Annotated in this window: 13 protein-coding genes and 4 pseudogenes; 6 read left to right on the top strand and 11 right to left on the bottom strand. The window is 47.1% G+C overall.

Features of this window, described 5'->3' with window-relative positions:
• Positions 1 to 16 precede the first annotated feature (16 nt).
• The gene (locus tag RIB93_RS21875) at positions 17 to 1,285 is read left to right on the top strand and encodes a glycosyltransferase family 4 protein (protein WP_446375573.1); all 1,269 of its coding nucleotides are present in this window, start codon (positions 17 to 19) and stop codon (positions 1,283 to 1,285) included.
• A gap of 342 nt (positions 1,286 to 1,627) precedes the next feature.
• Here the strand turns inward: RIB93_RS21875 and RIB93_RS21870 are convergent, their stop codons facing one another.
• Positions 1,628 to 2,854: a bifunctional sterol desaturase/short chain dehydrogenase gene (locus RIB93_RS21870; protein ID WP_446375571.1), complete on the bottom strand. Its 1,227-nt coding sequence runs from the start codon at positions 2,852 to 2,854 to the stop codon at positions 1,628 to 1,630.
• 135 nt (positions 2,855 to 2,989) lie between these two features.
• Here RIB93_RS21870 and RIB93_RS21865 point away from each other — a divergent pair, with 135 nt between their 5' ends.
• Positions 2,990 to 4,408: a glycosyltransferase gene (locus RIB93_RS21865; protein ID WP_446375569.1), complete on the top strand. Its 1,419-nt coding sequence runs from the start codon at positions 2,990 to 2,992 to the stop codon at positions 4,406 to 4,408.
• A gap of 83 nt (positions 4,409 to 4,491) precedes the next feature.
• Positions 4,492 to 4,686: pseudogene (locus RIB93_RS21860) on the top strand (mechanosensitive ion channel domain-containing protein); the annotation flags it as partial.
• A 170-nt stretch (positions 4,687 to 4,856) separates the two neighbouring features.
• On the opposite strand, the gene RIB93_RS21855 reads toward RIB93_RS21860, so the two are convergent.
• A complete protein-coding gene (locus tag RIB93_RS21855) occupies positions 4,857 to 5,315 on the bottom strand; it encodes a hypothetical protein (RefSeq protein WP_446375567.1) in 459 nt (152 codons plus the stop codon).
• Between the two features lie 271 nt (positions 5,316 to 5,586).
• Between RIB93_RS21855 and RIB93_RS21850 the strand changes: the two are divergent.
• Positions 5,587 to 5,730 (top strand): annotated as a pseudogene (locus RIB93_RS21850) (CU044_2847 family protein); the annotation flags it as partial.
• 393 nt (positions 5,731 to 6,123) lie between these two features.
• Here RIB93_RS21850 and RIB93_RS21845 read toward each other — a convergent pair.
• The 3 genes and pseudogenes from RIB93_RS21845 to RIB93_RS21835 form a co-directional block, all read right to left on the bottom strand.
• Positions 6,124 to 6,303, bottom strand: a complete 180-nt coding sequence (locus RIB93_RS21845) for a hypothetical protein (protein ID WP_446375565.1) — start codon at positions 6,301 to 6,303, stop codon at positions 6,124 to 6,126.
• Positions 6,304 to 6,305: 2 nt separating this feature from the next.
• A pseudogene (locus tag RIB93_RS21840) lies at positions 6,306 to 6,791 on the bottom strand (type II toxin-antitoxin system VapC family toxin).
• Between the two features lie 202 nt (positions 6,792 to 6,993).
• Complete coding sequence (locus RIB93_RS21835) at positions 6,994 to 8,109, bottom strand: hypothetical protein (RefSeq protein ID WP_446375563.1); 1,116 nt, start codon at positions 8,107 to 8,109, stop codon at positions 6,994 to 6,996.
• Positions 8,110 to 8,415: 306 nt separating this feature from the next.
• On the opposite strand from RIB93_RS21835, the gene RIB93_RS21830 reads away from it, so the two are divergent.
• Complete coding sequence (locus RIB93_RS21830; RefSeq protein WP_446375561.1) at positions 8,416 to 9,957, top strand: FAD-dependent oxidoreductase; 1,542 nt, start codon at positions 8,416 to 8,418, stop codon at positions 9,955 to 9,957.
• Between the two features lie 239 nt (positions 9,958 to 10,196).
• Positions 10,197 to 11,858, top strand: coding sequence for an adenylate/guanylate cyclase domain-containing protein (locus RIB93_RS21825; RefSeq protein ID WP_446375559.1), 1,662 nt, complete (start codon positions 10,197 to 10,199; stop codon positions 11,856 to 11,858).
• 132 nt (positions 11,859 to 11,990) lie between these two features.
• Here the strand turns inward: RIB93_RS21825 and RIB93_RS21820 are convergent, their stop codons facing one another.
• The 6 genes and pseudogenes from RIB93_RS21820 to RIB93_RS21795 form a co-directional block, all read right to left on the bottom strand.
• Positions 11,991 to 12,209, bottom strand: a complete 219-nt coding sequence (locus tag RIB93_RS21820; protein WP_446375619.1) for a hypothetical protein — start codon at positions 12,207 to 12,209, stop codon at positions 11,991 to 11,993.
• Between the two features lie 98 nt (positions 12,210 to 12,307).
• Positions 12,308 to 12,994, bottom strand: coding sequence for a hypothetical protein (locus tag RIB93_RS21815; protein ID WP_446375557.1), 687 nt, complete (start codon positions 12,992 to 12,994; stop codon positions 12,308 to 12,310).
• Between the two features lie 32 nt (positions 12,995 to 13,026).
• A complete protein-coding gene (locus RIB93_RS21810) occupies positions 13,027 to 13,359 on the bottom strand; it encodes a hypothetical protein (protein ID WP_446375555.1) in 333 nt (110 codons plus the stop codon).
• 30 nt (positions 13,360 to 13,389) lie between these two features.
• Positions 13,390 to 14,055 (bottom strand): annotated as a pseudogene (locus tag RIB93_RS21805) (ATP-binding protein); the annotation flags it as partial.
• A 200-nt stretch (positions 14,056 to 14,255) separates the two neighbouring features.
• Positions 14,256 to 16,274, bottom strand: coding sequence for a transketolase (tkt, locus tag RIB93_RS21800; RefSeq protein ID WP_446375553.1), 2,019 nt, complete (start codon positions 16,272 to 16,274; stop codon positions 14,256 to 14,258).
• Between the two features lie 241 nt (positions 16,275 to 16,515).
• On the bottom strand, positions 16,516 to 18,066 hold the full coding sequence (locus RIB93_RS21795; RefSeq protein WP_446375617.1) for an AAA family ATPase: 1,551 nt from the start codon (positions 18,064 to 18,066) through the stop codon (positions 16,516 to 16,518).
• Positions 18,067 to 18,102: the final 36 nt, after the last annotated feature.

The following is an 18,102-nucleotide window of genomic DNA, read 5'->3' as shown; positions in this document are numbered from 1 at the left end:
ATGGAGGCTTTGCCCAATGAACACCCAACCCAAAACCGCGATCGCATTGCTCCATTGGGGTGATCTAATTGAAGATTTTCTCGATAGCATCGGCGTCTCCTTTGAGGGATTCTGTCAGGAAATGACAGGTGGCTGGATGTTCGGCTACATCGACGCCTTGCAACTGGCTGGTGTGCGGACGGTATTATTCTGTGTTTCCGCCCGGGTGAGTACACCGACACGCTATACTCACTTACCGACAGGTGCAACAATTTGTGTACTGCCTGCCCCTAAACGCTATCGCGCCATCCACCGCCCCATGGTTCGAGGTTTTAGTGCCCTGTTATCAGCAGTACGGCGAGATATCGCCCCTTACCTAGCCACGCCCTTGAGGATACTCGCCCACGAACTACGCCAGGAAGGCTGTCAGGCAATTTTATGCCAAGAATACGAATATGCCCGCTTTGATCTGTGTGTCCTGTTAGGGCAGTTAATCGGCTTACCTGTGTTTGCCACGTTTCAGGGGGGAGACTTCCAGATGAGTCGCCTTGAACGTCCCCTGCGTCCATTTTCTATGCAAGCTGGCGCGGGTTTCATTGTCGCTACCCAGACGGAAGTCCAGCGAGTGCAGTCTCGCTATGGTGTACCTTTGAGCAAGATAGCCAAGATTTTCAACCCCTTAGATTTGAGTATATGGGATGAGAGCGATCGCGTGACCACCAGAACCGCCCTAGGTATCCCACCAGAAGCAGAGGTGGTGGTTTGGCATGGACGAATTGACCTGCGCCGTAAGGGACTCGATATCCTAACCACGGCTTGGGAACAGGTATGTCGCGATCGCCCAGAACGAGACTTGCGGCTACTCCTGGTTGGTACCGGTAGCGATGCTGATAAATTACATCAACAGATCTCCCAAATGGAGTTACGGGGTGTAATCTGGATCAACGAATACATTCTGGATCGCACCGCTATCCGCAATTATCTTTCTGCCGCTGACATTTATACCCTGCCGTCTCGCCATGAAGGGTTCCCGGTTGCTCCCTTAGAGGCAATGGCTTGTGGTTTGCCCGTTGTGGCAACTGATGCGCCCGGTGTACCTGATATTCTGGAGAAGGGTGAGTTATCAGGAGGACTGGTTGTCCCTCGCGAAGACGCAACTGCCCTAGCACTGGCTCTGGGTCGGGTTATCGACGATCCCGCTTGGCGGCGTGAGTTAGGCAAACGTGCCCGACATCGAGTCGAAATGAGCTTCTCTCTAGAGGCGGTTGGTAAGCAATTACGTGATTTCCTTTTTCGTGATAGTTGAACCGTAGGGGCGCACCGACGTGCGCCCGATTTAACGGTATTTTGTTCGGATGCCATCATGGTGCGTTACGGCGACATTCAGATTAACCTGCTCATGATGACTATCAATTACGCCTTGCCATCATGGTGCGTTACGGCGACATTCAGATTAACCCGCTCATGATGATTATCAATTACGCCTAACGCACCCTACGGAAATACTATGTCAAATCTAAAACAACAAGCAGAAATTGAGTAAAGGGCGACCCGACAAAATTGAGTGGACTACAGTTGTTAATTTAGCCAAGCGGGTCGCCCCTACACGGCTTTAACTGGTGTTTTTTCAAAAGGAATAGAGACGTCCTTATGATTCTGACGCCTTGTGACTAAAGACTCGGAAATATAAACTGACAAAAAACTCTTTAATCGGAAATGCTAAAAACGTTAGCGGATTAATCGTGACAATAATATTCCGGACATCTCGCACCGCTAAATTAACAATTTGTTTTGCCACCCAATCCGCAGACATAACGCCAATGGGATTCAAATTACTCTTAAACGGTCCCAAAATCAGTTTCCGGATTACACAAGGCGCATCGAGACGGCGTAATGTGACGAAATCCCCTAATGCCCGTTTGCTTAATTCATACAGAGGACTGACGGCAGGACTGACTTCGGCTTCTGAGGTATTCACCCAGACTTCCTTGCGGGCAATATCTTGGTTGCTGCGAACTGTCTGCAAAAATAATTCTAGTAACCGCCAACTGGAGAATGTATTCACCTCGTAGGATTTCGCGATCGCGTCAGCGGTTCTTTCTCCATGAACGTTAATTCCATGATTGAGAATCAGAATATCAACCGATTCTAACTCAGCCGCAATCTCAGATTCTTGTCCCACTTGCCAGGTAATCGTTTTCACGGATAACGGTTCACCCGCTGCGGTTAAAATAATCGGGTCTGACTTGGAGGTTAACCCGATCACTTTAGCCCCGCGCTGGTGCAACTGATACAATAGCGATCGCCCTAATGTGCCAGACGCCCCAGTAACGGCTACTGTTTTACCTTTCAGGGATAGCGCAGTACCCATAAGTTTATCGACGAAGGTCAATGTGCCACAATAATACGCCTTTTGGTTATCAAAGTGATGTCGCCAATGATAGGGGCGATTGACTGTCCAGTTTGAGGGGGGACTAAAGAATTGTCCTGGACGATGGGTTAAGTCGGTTAATTCATCGGCACCAGCGAGTCCACTCCCTCGCGCGATCGCACTTCCTAAAAAGCTTAACGTATAGAGCACCCCCGCCAACGCTGCCCAATGGGGTTCACTCCAGATATAGGCGACTCCCCACAATCCCAGGCTAAACAGCAACATGACCAGGGATTCCGGTAAATCATTGTACCAATGGGCTTGGCGATAAATTTGCTCACTCACCGGGGTTAAATCTGGTTTGAATACCCGATGATGCCAAACATGCAACCGATATAACGGTGTCCAATGATGGGACAAGACGTGATAGAAGTCGCGGATTAGTTCTACCCACAGGACAGAACCTAGTCCCCATGCTGCTGTACTCAAAAACGATATCACCATACAAACGCTATATCCTCAGCCATGCAGAACCAGCAAACGTTAAAATACTAGAGTATCCTCCTCAAAGTATAAAAAAATTAACGAAATACGATACAATTAGATACAATTTGCGTGGGTGGAGAAATCAAGGAGCTTATGCCAGAGAACTCCTGGACAGAGAATAATCATAGCAGTGAGCTTGATCCCCTTAGCTCTCTGCTGTCTGAGTGGTCTGAAGATGATTTTGAAAGCGACTTTTTCTTTCAGGGACTCGAAGGGCGACGACGCAAAGCGGCGTTGGCGCTAACCCTGATTTGGGGCGGGACGATCACTCTGCATCTGCTGTCCTGGGGGTATTGGTTAGTCTTTGGGTTAACTGCACTGTTAGGGATTCAGGCGATCCGGGTATTAGTGGCGCGACCCATCAGAGTGCCGAAACTGCTACAGGGGGAGAATCCGGCTGATTTTCCGTTTGTGTCTTTACTGGTGGCTGCCAAAAATGAAGAGGCGGTAATTCAGAACCTGGTAAGGATGCTGTGCAACTTAGATTATCCCCAGGAACGCTGCGAACTCTGGGTAATTAACGATCACAGTACCGATAAAACCCCAATCCTTTTAGAGCAACTGGCGGCAGAATACGATCAGTTAAACGTATTTCATCGCGATGCTAACGCCACAGGCGGTAAATCGGGAGCGTTGAATCAGGTATTACCCTTGATCAAAGGGGAGGTGATTGGTGTCTTTGATGCTGATGCTCATGTCACTCAAGATCTACTGCGGCGAGTGCTACCCATCTTTAACCAGTCTAGAGTCGGCGCGGTACAAGTGCGAAAAGCGATCGCGAATGCGCCTCTGAATTTCTGGACAAAAGGACAGATGGCAGAAATGGCGCTGGATAGCTATTTCCAAAACCAACGGACTGCCATTGGTGGGATTGGTGAACTGCGGGGAAATGGTCAGTTTGTGCGTCGTTCGGCATTAGAACGCTGTGGCGGCTGGAATGAGCAAACGATTACCGATGATCTGGATTTAACTATACGCTTGCATTTGGATAGATGGGATATTCGGTTTCTGGAATTTCCTGGCGTGGATGAGGAAGGTGTGACAAGCGCCCTATCCCTCTGGCATCAGCGGAGTCGTTGGGCAGAGGGGGGATATCAGCGTTATTTAGACTACTGGCGTCTGATTGCTAGTAATCGTTTGGGTTTGAGCAAAACCATCGATTTATTCTCTTTTTTAATTATTCAGTACCTATTGCCAACGGCGGCTATACCGGATTGTTTAATGGCGCTGCTTCGTTCTCGTTTACCTCTGTATAGTCCGATTACCGGATTGACTCTTACCTTGTCTTTCATTGCCATGTTTACGGGATTGCGTCGGATTCAACGGGATGAACCGTTGACAATTGGCAGTTTATTTCTCAATGTCTTGCAAACAGTGCGCGGTGTTCTTTATATGATGCATTGGATGGTGGTAATGTCAGCTACAACCGCTCGCATGTCCGTGCGTCCCAAGCGATTGAAATGGGTGAAAACGGTGCATCAGGGGACAGGGAAGGAAAGTTTTGAGTTTTGATCAACCCTTCGGCTTCGCTCTACAGACAGATCCCCGACTTCGTAGGAGAAGTCGGGGATCTTGCTTGAGGCTGTACCTGATCAAGTGATATCAACTATCGGATTGAAGCCTGTCTGCGCCATTATGATATTGAGATTCCCTTTCCGCAGCGGGATTTGCATCTGCGATCGCCTAAACTGGAGGAAATATTTAATCGGTTATTATATCGGGATGTATCGACTCCTTCTCCGCGAACAATTGAGCCGACAAATGGGAATCAATCGATTCCCTCATCATGACAAACTTTCAGCTGATCGTCTCAAAGAGTTGTCGCCTATTTGTAGGGTGCGTTACGCTTCGCTAACGCACCATTTTAATTGGTACGTTACACCATTCTAATTGGTGCGTTACGGCGCACGGGTGTTCTGTTAGAAACAAAACTAAATAAAAACTATGCGCCTAACGCACCCTACACCTGCGTAACAAACTCTATCTGGTTAACTTTCTCGTAACCCGGAATCTGATGATCTCGTATGCGAATTTCTCCAATGGCTCTACGGCGATTATTTTCGTTCACTCTCCTAATTCTCAGAGTTATTGTTCCACCATTGGGCAATCTAGCTCTTACACCTTGGGGACTTTCAAGATCAGGTACTGTTCTTGGATCACTATCATTCAGTCTTAATGACTCACTATCTGCAATCAAGAAAAATTCTCGGATAGCAGTTGTTGCAGCTTCCTGTAAACGAACGAAATCAGGTAGTTCGGCTGGAATAGAAATGACAACTCTTCTAATTGAAGGAGCATTTATCGGTTCGGAAGCATCTAGGAGAGCTTTAAGCTCATCCAATCCCCTTCGAGTACCTATGGGAATCCTAGTTGACGGCGCTAAATCAGTTGAAATACTCCGAGGATCTTGGTTTGGCATCTGAGCGCGACCCGATTAATGGGAAATTAAGACAACTGAAAGGCTCAAACCTACTAAAAATCCATAAAGTAGCGAGTCAGCCAGCAGCAATCGACGTAACCACTGTAGAGATAATCCCCAGTTTTCCCCCTCTGGATTCACATCACTGCTGGCTCAAAAGCCTTCTTCAACCCCAAAATCTTGCCGTAGTCCATGCCCGGAAAAGTATAATAGCGCTGTATCTGGGACTGATTTACCCTTAGGCTTAAACAATTGTATAATGCCGTCTCACAAAGTCACTCTAGAATTTGGTATCGAACTGGGTGGTGAAGCTGGCGTCCCGTATGTCACCAAAGGAACAGCTAAAAGCAACCTAAAGATTACCGTCGAATGTTCATTTCCGGACTCAACTGAACAGGACGCTAACATCAAATAAGTGTATGCGGATGACGGTTGGAATACAAACCCAATCAGATCAATCCGCCTTAATAAGAGATCCCCCCTAGCCCCCCCTAAAAAGGGGGGAATAATAAATGGAATCAAAGTCCCCCTTTTGAAGGGGGATTTAGGGGGATCTAAACTGTGAGCGCTAGTTATACAAAGTTTTAAGTTGACACGGATGGGCAATGCCGTACCCCTACTATAGGCGTTTGGGAGTAAACCCTGTGTTTGTTCCGAGGGTGTTGGGTTTCCTATCGCCAACCCAACCTACAAGATCCTATATAGCAATCCTAAATAGGATGCAACAAGCGGACGGTTTGAAATCCAGGTATAGCAAGGGTTTCAGTTTTGAAAATTGCCACAACCTATTTAGGATTGCTATAGTACATTAGCAACGAGGAAATTTTTGGTTAGACCAGCGCTGGATTGGCAGTTTGACCAGTCTATCTTTGTGAGCGGCTTGTTTCTTTTGCAAATCATTAAAAATAGCTCTCAAATCATAGTGAAATGAGCGAGCATATTCCTCTCGATAGTGGTAAATTTCTTCCATAATTTCATTTTTGTACATACCTAAATCTCTCCCTCATATCCTATAAGCTCATACGGTGTGCAAATGATGGGTAAAACATACCCAAGTTGAGAACTAATTTGTGATAGCTTGCGCTGAATTTGAGCATTTGCCATGTGCTTACAGTTCCATGTTAGCAGATAGTCTAAGCCATAAACTGTTGCCAATGCCATGTGTAGCGCATCATTTGATGCCTTTGATGGAAGATTACTTTGGTTGAGGAATGCGTGAGCAAGCTCCAAAGCCTCTTCTGTGAGCTCAAGAAGCATTAATGATTTTAACAAATTTAACCTTCGAGCGGCGATTTATTTATCTCCCCTAGCTGCTTCATCCTCAACAATTTCTGAAGCATAAAGAACGAATGAACTCCTAAAATCATTCCACCAGTCTTGTGTAATCTTGATATTGGCAGCAAGAATTAGGTTATCCGTTGGTCTAGCAGTTAAGTGTCCCAAAATGCTAGTTTCAATATAAACGGTTTCACTCACGGCAATCTAAAAAATCTATTGACTCTTTATCCTACCGCGTTTCATCTTTGTTTCGAGGGTGTTGGGTAACATGCGTCAACCCAACCTACAAAATTGGCGATCGCACTAGGGGTGTGGAAACCCGCGTAGGCGGGTTTGGTTTGTGTAGCTGCGGTTTCAACCGCCCTGTTTTATTAAATTAATGAATAAACTTTTACCGCTTCTACCTCCATGAATACACCTTCTGTGCCATTTCCCGCAATAATCGCTGATTATTTTGATAGACTTCCAGATACAAATTCGCCGAGTCACCTTCATCCATTTGTAGGCGATAAACCGTATCGCCACGACGGAACGAATTCTCTGGATCATTCTGCTTATGTTTCACAGTAATCGAATCTCCCGTTCGCTTCGATTGTCCCATATAATATTGACCCGACTCACCCGCACAGATGGCAAAACGATAGTTGTCTGTTTCCCCAGCCTTTCTTAAGCTAGTTTCTTGGGGACATTGGTTATATAATCCCGTCTGTTCTACTTCAGCTAGCCGATAATAGGCTGTTTCTCCAGGGTTTCTAATATAACCCGTTTGTTGAAGGAATTTGCGTAAATCCTTAAAGAATGACTCTCTGTCATTTCCTTGATAAGCTTGACGAACACGGTACCAACCATCTTCACTTTGACCAAGCATGTATTTATCCGCTAAATAAGCGGCTAATGCTCCTCTAGCTACACCGGGATAATCAGTTTCTGTATAACGCTGCCATAGTTGATAGGCATCATTGTAGATCAGTTGCGGATAGCTGCGCGTTACATCTACCATCTTGCCATTGCGATACTGCCAAATCTGCAAGGGAAAAGATGAACCAGCATAAGAGGCAAAGGCGTAGGCAAAGCTATCATCCCGCGTCCAAAATTCAGGAATGTTATCTTGATTTAAGTCTTTGAATTCATACGCCGCATTCCCCCAAAACTGTTCGGTTAGAGTATAGGCATCTTGAGCCGCATCGTAGCGATAAATCATAGAAACCCAACAGCAATGCGCTCCCCCCGTATAGATGTCTAAAATCACTTCGGGCTCGGCGTTAATGTCTAAGTTGCGGACTTGCAAATCCGTCAACCGACAAATTCCAAAGTCTGTTAATGACGATTGATTCAGTAAAATTGCCCCATCTCGACTGATTTGTAATTGGGCGTCATCTAAACAAAAGTCTTGGCTTTGATAGGAAAACTCAGCTCGAACGTTTCCCGATTCAGCGGTTTTGGTTTCGGCTACAGCCGGAGTGGCTAATCCCATAGAGCCGATAGCGATAATAGCTAATAAAAATAGTTTGTTCATTTTTCAGATTTAAAACAAGGGAACAGTGAACAGACGAAATTGAGGGTTCAACCGTAAAGTCCGTCTAAGTCAAATAACACTGACTTGAGAGTTTGTAGTCAGCGCTAAAGCGCTGATGGCACTCAAGTGCCTACTACGAACCCAGCTTAAGTCGGTGTCATTCTGCCTAAGTCATGTTTTATTGAACCGTTATATTATTGCCTTGTTCCTTGCCTTGTGCCATCTGCCTCCTGCCCTGGAGCCTTCTATCTTTAACCCCTCGCAGATTAGGATGTAGAGGGAGCATCTGTGCCAAGAGAGAGAGTCATGAATCAAACTGAACAAATTCTTTCCCAGTTACCGGGAGATGTCTTGGGAGGCTTGCGGAAGGCTGACCAATTCTGGCAAGCATTGCGAGACGATACTACGCCGATTCCCCAGGTGGTTAAGGAATCGAAAGAACCCTTGGGAACCGTCGATTGGGATATCATTATCTGTGGTGGTACCTTAGGCATTTTCCTGGGCGCTGCGTTGCAAAGGCGAGGCTGGCGCGTCGCCGTATTAGAACGGGGGATTTTGCGGGGGAGGGATCAAGAGTGGAATATTTCCCGCCCAGAACTTGATGTATTCCTGGAACTTGACCTGTTATCCCCTGAAGAATTAGAGGACGCGATCGCATCTGAGTATAACCCAGGTCGGGTTAGTTTTTTGGGGGGAGAGGATGTCTGGGTGCGGGATGTCCTGAATATTGGCGTTGACCCGGTTTTCCTCCTGGATACCCTCAAGTCCAAGTTTCTCGAGGCTGGGGGTCAACTTTTAGAAAAAACAGCCTTTGAGGGGGCGGTGATTCATCCGGATGGGGTACGAGTTGAGGCGGCGGGGGGGTTAAACACCCGGTTACTGATTGATGCAATGGGTAACTTCTCTCCCATTGTTAAACAAGTGCGACAGGGGGAAAAACCGGAAGGGGTTTGTCTGGTTGTGGGTAGTTGCGCTCAAGGCTTTACCCAGAATGATACGGGGGATTTAATTGTCTCTTTTACACCCATTCAGAATCATTGTCAATACTTTTGGGAAGCCTTTCCCGCCCGAGATGGCAGAACCACCTATTTATTCAGCTATCTCGACGCCCATCCCCAACGCCCCAGTTTGGGGTTTTTTATGGAGGAATACTTCCGGCTATTGCCTGACTATCAGGGGGTAGAACTCTCCCAACTTGATTTTAAACGAGTGTTATTTGGCTTTTTCCCATCCTACAAAGACAGTCCCATCAGAATGCCCTGGAATCGAATTTTGCCTGTGGGTGATAGCAGTGGCGCTCAATCCCCCGTCAGTTTTGGCGGATTTGGTTCCATGGTGCGTCACCTTAAACGTTTGACAGAAGGCATTGAGGAAGCCCTTAGCTGTGACGTTTTGACCCAAGACGCCTTGAACCTGCTGCAACCCTATCAGCCAAATATTGCCGTTACCTGGATGTTTCAACGGGCGATGAGTGTGGGCGTTGAGCAAAATCTCCCCCCCAATCAAATCAATGAGTTGCTGAGTGGTGTTTTTCAAACAATGGCACAGTTGGGGGATGACGTACTGCGCCCCTTCCTGCAAGATGTGGTGCAGTTTTCTGGATTATTCCAAACTCTAACACTGATTTCCCTAACTAAACCGGGACTGGTGACGCCTGTGATTCCCCAAGTTGGGTTAACCACCCTGTTAGATTGGATGGTGCATTACATAAATCTGGGTGTCTACAGTGGCTTATATCCATTAGGACAATTTATGAGCAAACCCGTAAACCAATTACCCCCGACTCCCCAATACTATTACCACCGTTGGCTAGATGCATGGCGCTATGGTTCTGGGGGGGATTATTAATCTAACTTGGTACAGGAGGGTGTGTCAGATGGGGGAGATAATGCAAAATTTAATCAGGGCGGGTTCTGCACAAACGTTACCATCAATCGCAAAAAGAAAATCCCTAAACCCGCCCCTACAAAACAGGTTTCCCGAAGGTCGTGAAGGGTCAAAACTTGATGGCTGGGTCATAGTTATTGGTTATTGAAAGGTGCTTTAGGACTAAGGACAAATGACGAAGGACTAAATAAGAAAGGATTATGAAGATATGGAAGCGCCTGACTGGAAGTGGGCGCAAACTTAGCATCACTACCAAGTTTGCGTTGGCATTTATTGCGCTGCTGTTGTTGATTGGTATTGTGTCAATGACAGGCTTTGTCTCTCTGCGACAAATGCGTAATGAGACCAAAGCGGTGCTTCTGACCAGTATTGAGGTGCAACGGCGCGGGTTTGAAATGGATGCAGCATTACGCAATGCCCGTCGCGTAGAAATTGATTTCTTTTTACGGTGGCCCAGCATTAATTTTTCCAGTACCAATCTGAATGATTTTCGCGACAAACACCGTCAAGAGATTGAAAAAGTTATCGATATTAGTAGCCAACTGCAAGAGCTTCTGGCTCAGGTTCAGGGGGGGATATTTAAACGGCAGAGTAATCCGGATTTGGTGGAGTATGTGGAAATTGTTGAGCAATATTCTCGCAGTTTCCAGGAAACGGTGGGTTTGGTGAGTAATTTGGGACTTGATAATGTTGGTGTCCTCGAACAACTGGAACAAAATTTAACCCGATTGCGGAAGCGCTTGGAACTCGCCGAGGCTCAAGAGTTTCTGGTATTAGTTAATCAAATGCAGTCCTATGAAAAGGAATATTTATCTACTCGTGAACCTGCCAGAATGGAGTTGCTGACTAAAACAGCGCAACAGTTACGTGAGCAAATTAACGCTAGTGCTAAATTTAATGATACCGAACGGAGACAGGCATTAAGATATCTCGATGCTTATCAATCGGTTGCCGAAGAGATCGTTAAACTGGATCAGGAAATTCAGGACAAAATTCGCAATTTTGATCAACAGGCACAGAGATTAGCAGATAAATTAATCGACTTGGCAGATGCGGAGGCGGATCGAGCGCGTCGAACGATTAATGACACCAGTTATACGGCGACGATATTATTAGTGGCGGCTGTGTTGGTGGCATTAATTGCGGCAGTAATTATTGCCAGACAGTTTGCTTCTGCCTTAAGAACATTGGATCGGGAAACTGCAAAATCCGAACACTTACTACTGAATGTTTTGCCAGCACCCATTGCCCATCGTCTGAAGCGAGAAGAGCGGACGATCGCGGATCACTTTAATGAGGTGACGGTACTCTTTGCCGATATTGTCGGGTTTACGGAGTTGGCGTCTCACACTTCGCCGATTGAGTTGGTTGAGATTTTGAATGTGATTTTCTCGGAGTTTGACCAACTGGTTGAGGAACACCATTTAGAAAAGATTAAAACGATTGGTGATGCCTATATGGTGGTTGGCGGGCTACCAATGCCGATGCTCAACCACACCGAAGCGATCGCGGATATGGCGTTGGATATGCAACGGGTAATTGAGCAATTTTGTCAAGAAACCGGGAAATCCTTTACTATTCGTATTGGCATTCATACTGGACCGGTGATTGCAGGAATTATTGGGATTAAAAAGTTTATTTATGATTTGTGGGGAGATACAGTAAATATTGCCAGTCGTATGGAATCCCACGGCTTACCGGGGAGTATTCAGGTAACGGAAGACACATATAAGCGCCTCAAGCATCGTTATTATTTTGACGATCGCGGTTTGATTCAAGTCAAAGGGAAGGGGCAAATGAATTGTTATTTGCTCACGGGGAGAAAGCAGAATTCGCCAACGATTGAATATATTGAATTATGAGCAGGGGAATTGCTATCATTACGGAATGGCAAGGGCTACTTATGTACGATTTCTGCGGGAGTTGAGCGCTCAAACCACTACGGAATAAGGCTTGACGCTGGGTGTAGTACATCCGCACGGGGGGACTTCAGATTAGCGGCGACAGAACCACCTAAACAGGTTGATGTCGCCTTGCATTTTTTGGAGTTCCTGTTGGTGGCGTTTGGCGGTTTGGCGGTACCATTGGCAGTAGGACTCAAATTCTTGACGATACTGCGTTTCTCGGTGGAACTCTTGAGCGAGTTGGTAGGTGGCAAAAATATCTGCAGCAGGTGGAGGGGTGGGGACAATTTGGCGGAATTCCTGTGACATGGGGATGAGAGGGTATGGAGTTGGGTTCAAGTCAAATCGCCCACGGCGTTTAGTTTAGGGTACTCTATATCCGGCTGAGTGTCCAAGGCGCAATCGCGTCACTGGTTGCTCGTTACTTGAATTTCCGTCTGTAGCTCAATCTCTGGTTCTACTTGAGCTTCGACGAGTGCAGCATAAATCGGAATATTAGATTCTACAGCTTCAAAACTTACAACTAGAGAGTACGGAGCGTTAGCATCTGGATCATTATTCCAGCCTTCATGTCCAACTACTGCTATACAGAAAGCGTCTCTAAGATTATAAGATTTGACCATAGCCCAATCTTTCTGAAGAGTTCCTGCACTTCTAGATATCCCCTGAGTTCTTCCATGATTTTTTTGTTTTCCTAGAGTCCAACTAAAAATTTTATCTCCCTTGTCTGCATCATCTGGAGCATCATACTCTTTCAAAACTCTTGCCAGGAAACTATCTGGATCTTCCCCTCTTTTACTACACTCCCAGTCAACCCAAGTTGAGAGATATCTTCTGCGATTTTGCCGCGTTCGACGAGGTTGAGCTTTGTAGGATAAGGTGACTTCCAGTAAAATGTCTAGTTCTTCCCCTTGAGAACGTAGTGTATCAGGTAATTTCACTTGATAAACATGAGCTTGTCGAGCTTTAATATGCTTTTCTCCTCGCGTAATCAAAGTGATGCGATTCTGTGAATTGTTCAAAGCGCGGTCAAAATTAGGAAGACCATAACCAATTTGACGAATAACTTGTAGCTTATCTACATTATCTGCCATTGCCCACTCTAGCCATCTTGCTGACTGCACGATTAGCGCCCGGTACAGAAGACAACTCTCATTGGGAAATTCAGCCGCAAGATAAGCTGCAATTTCAAATCATCTGGATCAAAAGCATCAGGGTCAATCTGTAAAATAATCCGTTGAGCATCAGGGAGTGGAGGTTTTTCCTCTTCCTCCCGCTTCTGTTGAATATCTTGCCACGCCGAGACGATAGATACTGTTGAGTTCTTGAGTCTATTTCCATGTCCCCAGCGATCACTGAGGTTTGTAGTGGTTCGAGGATTTGGTTTTCTCCCTCCAAAGGTAAATGCAGCAGTTCCTGCCCTGGTCAATCTAAGCGGGATATGAGGAAAATCAACCATTTAGTTCTCCAAACAAGCTCATAGTTCTTTCTAATAAATCTTGATTTCTTTGATTGCTTCTTCCAGGTGTTCATGAATTACTAAACCCTCTCGATCGAGAATCGCTCGTTTCGCCGCATCTTGTGCTACTCTCACAGCTTGAGCCGCAGAGAAATCCTTCATCTGCTTAATGATCTCAAACCAGTTAATTGAGCCAACTTCAATAGCAGACAACGTTTGCTTTAATATAAATTCTAGCTCCTGTTCTCCGGGTAGGGGTACTTCAATTAAGTCATCAAATCGTCTCCAAAGTGCTGTATCTAAAGACTTGTTCAGATTAGTAGCCGCGACTAAAAGACCAGAAGAGGGTTCGTACTCATCTAGGATTTGTAGAAATGTATTTACAACTCGCTTTATTTCTCCTACTTCTTGAGTATCCTGTCGTGATTTAGCGATAGAGTCACATTCATCAAGAAACAGCAAACATGGCTCTTCTGACGCCTTATCAAATACCAGCCTCAAATTACTGGCAGTTTCTCCCAAAAAAGACGATACCATGGCATCAAAGCGAACCTTCAGCAGAGGTAAACCTGTGTTCCAGGCTAAACGTTCAGCTCCCAGCGTCTTTCCGCAACCGGGGAAACCATAGAGGAGAATTTTTTGCCGATAACGTAGTCCATAATGAGCGAGTCTATCTCTTGCCGCATACTCGCGATCGCTCTAAAAAGTCTCTTGAGAAGCTCTGCTTTCATAGCCTCTCTCAGTATAAGGGGTTGTACTGCACTATAGTATCCTAGAATAGTACATAAGTACCAAATTTGATAACTTTCTTTGCTGAAGCTATCGCTGAAAAAGGCTCCCTAGAAACAGAGAGCCTTTTTGATTACAGTAGAGTGACTACTGCGAGATAATTATCCCTAAAGCGCCTTAGCCTTAGCCACAATGTTATCCACCGTGTAGCCAAACTTTTCTAAAGCAACGTCACCGGGAGCCGATGCGCCAAAGCGATCAATACTAATCGTGTCACCTTCAGCGCCAGCATAGCGATACCAGCCAAAACTAGAACCCGCTTCCACCACTAGCCGCTTGGTTACAGCTTTGGGTAATACCGATTCGCGATAGCTTTCATCCTGTTCTTCAAACAGTTCACAGCTTGGCATGGACACCACGCGGACTTTCTTGCCTGCAGCCCGGAGTTTTTCCGCTGCATCAACACAGATGTGAACTTCCGAACCTGTACCAATTAAGATGATATCGGGTGTGCCATCGCTATCAGATAGGATGTAAGCCCCTTGGGCGACAGCATCAATTGAACTTCCCTCTAAGTTAGGTAGCCCTTGGCGAGACAGTGCTAATAGACTGGGTGTTGCTAAACCCTGGGCAGGTTTTGCCTTCTCAACCGCTACCTTATAAGCACCAGAGGTTTCATTGCCATCCGCCGGACGAATCACGATTAAGTCGGGAATCGCTCGCAGGGTAGGAATATGCTCAATCGGTTGGTGTGTCGGACCATCTTCTCCTAATGCCACGGAGTCATGGGTCATCACCCAGATTACCCCAGCGTGGGATAGGGCAGACAGACGAATTGATGCCCGCATGTAGTCGGTGAAGACTAAGAACGTGGCACCGTAAGGAATTAACCCAGACTTATGCAGGGCAATCCCATTACAAATCGCTCCCATACCATGTTCGCGAACCCCAAAGCGAAGGTTGCGATTTTCATACGCACCTTTTTGGAAATCCTTGGAGGATTTGAGTAAGGTTTTGTTGGACGGGGCTAAGTCAGCCGAACCGCCAATGAGTTCTGGTAGTACCCCAGCCATGGCGTTGAGGGTTGCACCCGATTGATTCCGAGTGGCATCTTTCTTATCCTGGGGGGTGTAGGCGGGTAGGGCTTTCTCCCAGTTTTCGGGCAACTTGCCGCTGGCCATCCGTTCCAATACGGCAGCTTCTTCTGCGTATTCGGCTTTGTAACGGGTGAAGAGTTTGTTCCACTCTTCTTCGTACTCAGCACCGCGATCAACTGCCTTGCGGAAATGTTTCAGGGCGTCTTCGGGTACCTCGAATTCTGGATACTTCCAATCCAGATGTTCACGAGTGGCTTTCACTTCGTCTGAACCTAAAGCCGCACCATGGACACCGTGGGTATTGGCTTTATTGGGGGAACCGAAACCAATGGTGGTGGTGACTTTAATTAAGGAGGGCTTATCGGTAACCGCTTTAGCCGCTTCAATTGCTTTGTGAATCGCGTCCAAGTTGGTGTTACCATCGGGAACATGCTGGACATGCCAACCATAAGCCTCAAAGCGCTTGCCTACATCTTCGGTAAAGGCAAGGTCGGTGGAACCATCAATGGAGATATGGTTATCATCGTAGAGGGCAATCAGTTTGCCCAATCCCAGATGTCCAGCGACAGAACAGGCTTCTCCAGATACACCTTCCATATTGCAACCATCACCTAAAACGACATAGGTGTAGTGGTCGATAATTTGGCAATCGGGTTTATTAAATTGGGCGGCTAAATGTGCCTCTGCGATCGCTAACCCCACACCATTGGCGATCCCTTGTCCTAAAGGTCCGGTGGTGACTTCTACCCCTTGAGTCATGAAGTTTTCTGGGTGACCGGGAGTTTTGGATTCCCACTGACGGAACTGCTTGAGATCATCAAGGGTGATGTCATCATAGCCGGTCAGATAGAGCAAGGCATACTGTAACATACAGCCATGACCCGCCGACAAAACAAAGCGATCGCGGTTTAACCAGTTAGGATTTTTCGGGTTGTACCGCATCAGCCGATCCCACAGCACAAACGCCATCGGTGCTGCGCCCATTGGCAATCCGGGGTGACCGGAATTGGCTTTCTCTACGGCGTCTATCGCCAGAAAGCGGATGGAATTAATACAAAGTTCTTCGAGAGATTGGGTTGCAACGACCATAGGTGTTATCTAATGACTCCAGGAAACTAGGGTTTAACGCAAAATTTTTTCCGTAAAGCGAGGGTTACTCTTTCCCCAAGGATACACTTATCATCCCATTAGGGGGATCGATGATCAAGACGGCTTGGTATAAGCTTGGCTAAAATTTGGCGATTGGGGTGTTGGGTCGGCTGAGATAGTGCCGATGAAGTCAAAAAGGATGCGATCGCACAATATTTTTTTTCGCAACGTTTCGACTGACTCATCCCCGAATCACTACAACGGCGCGATCGCCTGGAGTAATTGCTGATGCTGTGGTGGTACGCTGGGCAATGGGCGGTAATCCCAGACGTTGGTCAAAAATCACCAGCCATCCTGTATCAAGTCCTAACCCCGCCAAATAGCGATCAATCTGCTCCAATCCCGCTTTAATCGGGTCTGGGCGTCCCTCACGCCACACCTTCAACTCCATCGCCAACGTGATCTCCCCATAACGCAAACACAGATCCATCCGATCACTACCAATAGCATATTCGCGCTCTAGCGTTCCTCCCCCATTCACCACCCGATGCAAAAATGCCATCAACACCAAATGGGGCGCAATCTCATGATAGGGCGCACTTTTGAGTAAGGGTTCTCCATGTTGACGCCAAAACCTGAGAAACGCCTCCAGAAGTTGCTCCGAATCCAGTTTCCCCTCACGGGTTAGCCAATTGGGGTGAATCACCGGCAAACTATCCTGGGGTCCACTTGCCAATACTCTGGGTAAAACTTCCCGGTAAATCGGATTCGCTGGGGTCAACCCTCCAGCCGGATGGCGCACCACTAAACCTAAATCCACCAAAAACTGTCGGTCATCATTCGGTATATCTCCCAATTCTTGTCCGGCTAAAATCGGCTCCAAAATGACCCGTACTCGGTCTTCTTGCAACAGGTGGGCTAAACTATCCAGATGGGTATCTTGCCGTTGAATCAAAATTTCCTTGGCTTGTTCCAAATGATCAACGGTGATCACCTGTTGCGGATCAGGCACAACAACTTCCACAAGTTGTCGGGCGAGGGCATTCACCAACCAAGGTTGTCCTTGAGTTAATTCAAAAGCCCGTTGTATCGCTTCGGGGGAAAAAACTTGACCCGTTTCAGCCGTGTGTTGTCCATAGAGCTGGGCGACTTCTGTGGCGGTAAAATTCCGTAGCGTCAGGGATTCCACCTTAATATTGAACGGGCTGGCGGTGTTCAGACGCTTACTCCCCCCAGATGCCACTTTATAATCCCGCACATCCCGCACCCCAATTAGCGCCAGAGCGTGGGGAAACCCTTTTGGTCGCTTCGGATAGCCATTTCTGAGTTGGCGCAATAGGGCGATTAAGGTTTCATCTTGCAGAGCATCAATTTCATCAATAAACACAACCAGAGGACGGGAGGACTGTTGCGTCCAAGCGCTCAACGCCGCCCCAATCTGTCGCCCTGGCTCAGAGGGCGTCCAATCCGCAGGATGGAGATCGGGGGGTAGCCAAAAGGTGGCATCCTCTTTCCAGGCATCCAGGATTGCCCGTTCTGCTGTTCCCGGGTCATGGGGAAAAGCCGCGCCCACTTCGGCGGATACCATGACCGCCGTATAGCGTCCACTGGCGGTAAGCTGTTGTGCCAGCGCTAGCATGGCGGTGGTTTTGCCTGTTTGCCGGGGCGCATGGATGACAAAGTAGCCCTGCTGCTCAATTAATCGGTCTAGCTGGGGTAGCCGATCTAAGGGGGAGAGCATATAGTGAATGTCCGCTTTGCACGGACCTGCCGTGTTAAACCATTTGGGCATGGGCGGACGTTGGGCAATACGGCACGGCATGGGGGA

Source organism: Coleofasciculus sp. D1-CHI-01, from assembly GCF_040218875.1.
Taxonomy (GTDB): domain Bacteria; phylum Cyanobacteriota; class Cyanobacteriia; order Cyanobacteriales; family Coleofasciculaceae; genus Coleofasciculus.
The sequence above is the reverse complement of the archived record's forward strand: the minus strand, read 5'-3'. Positions and strand labels throughout refer to the sequence as shown.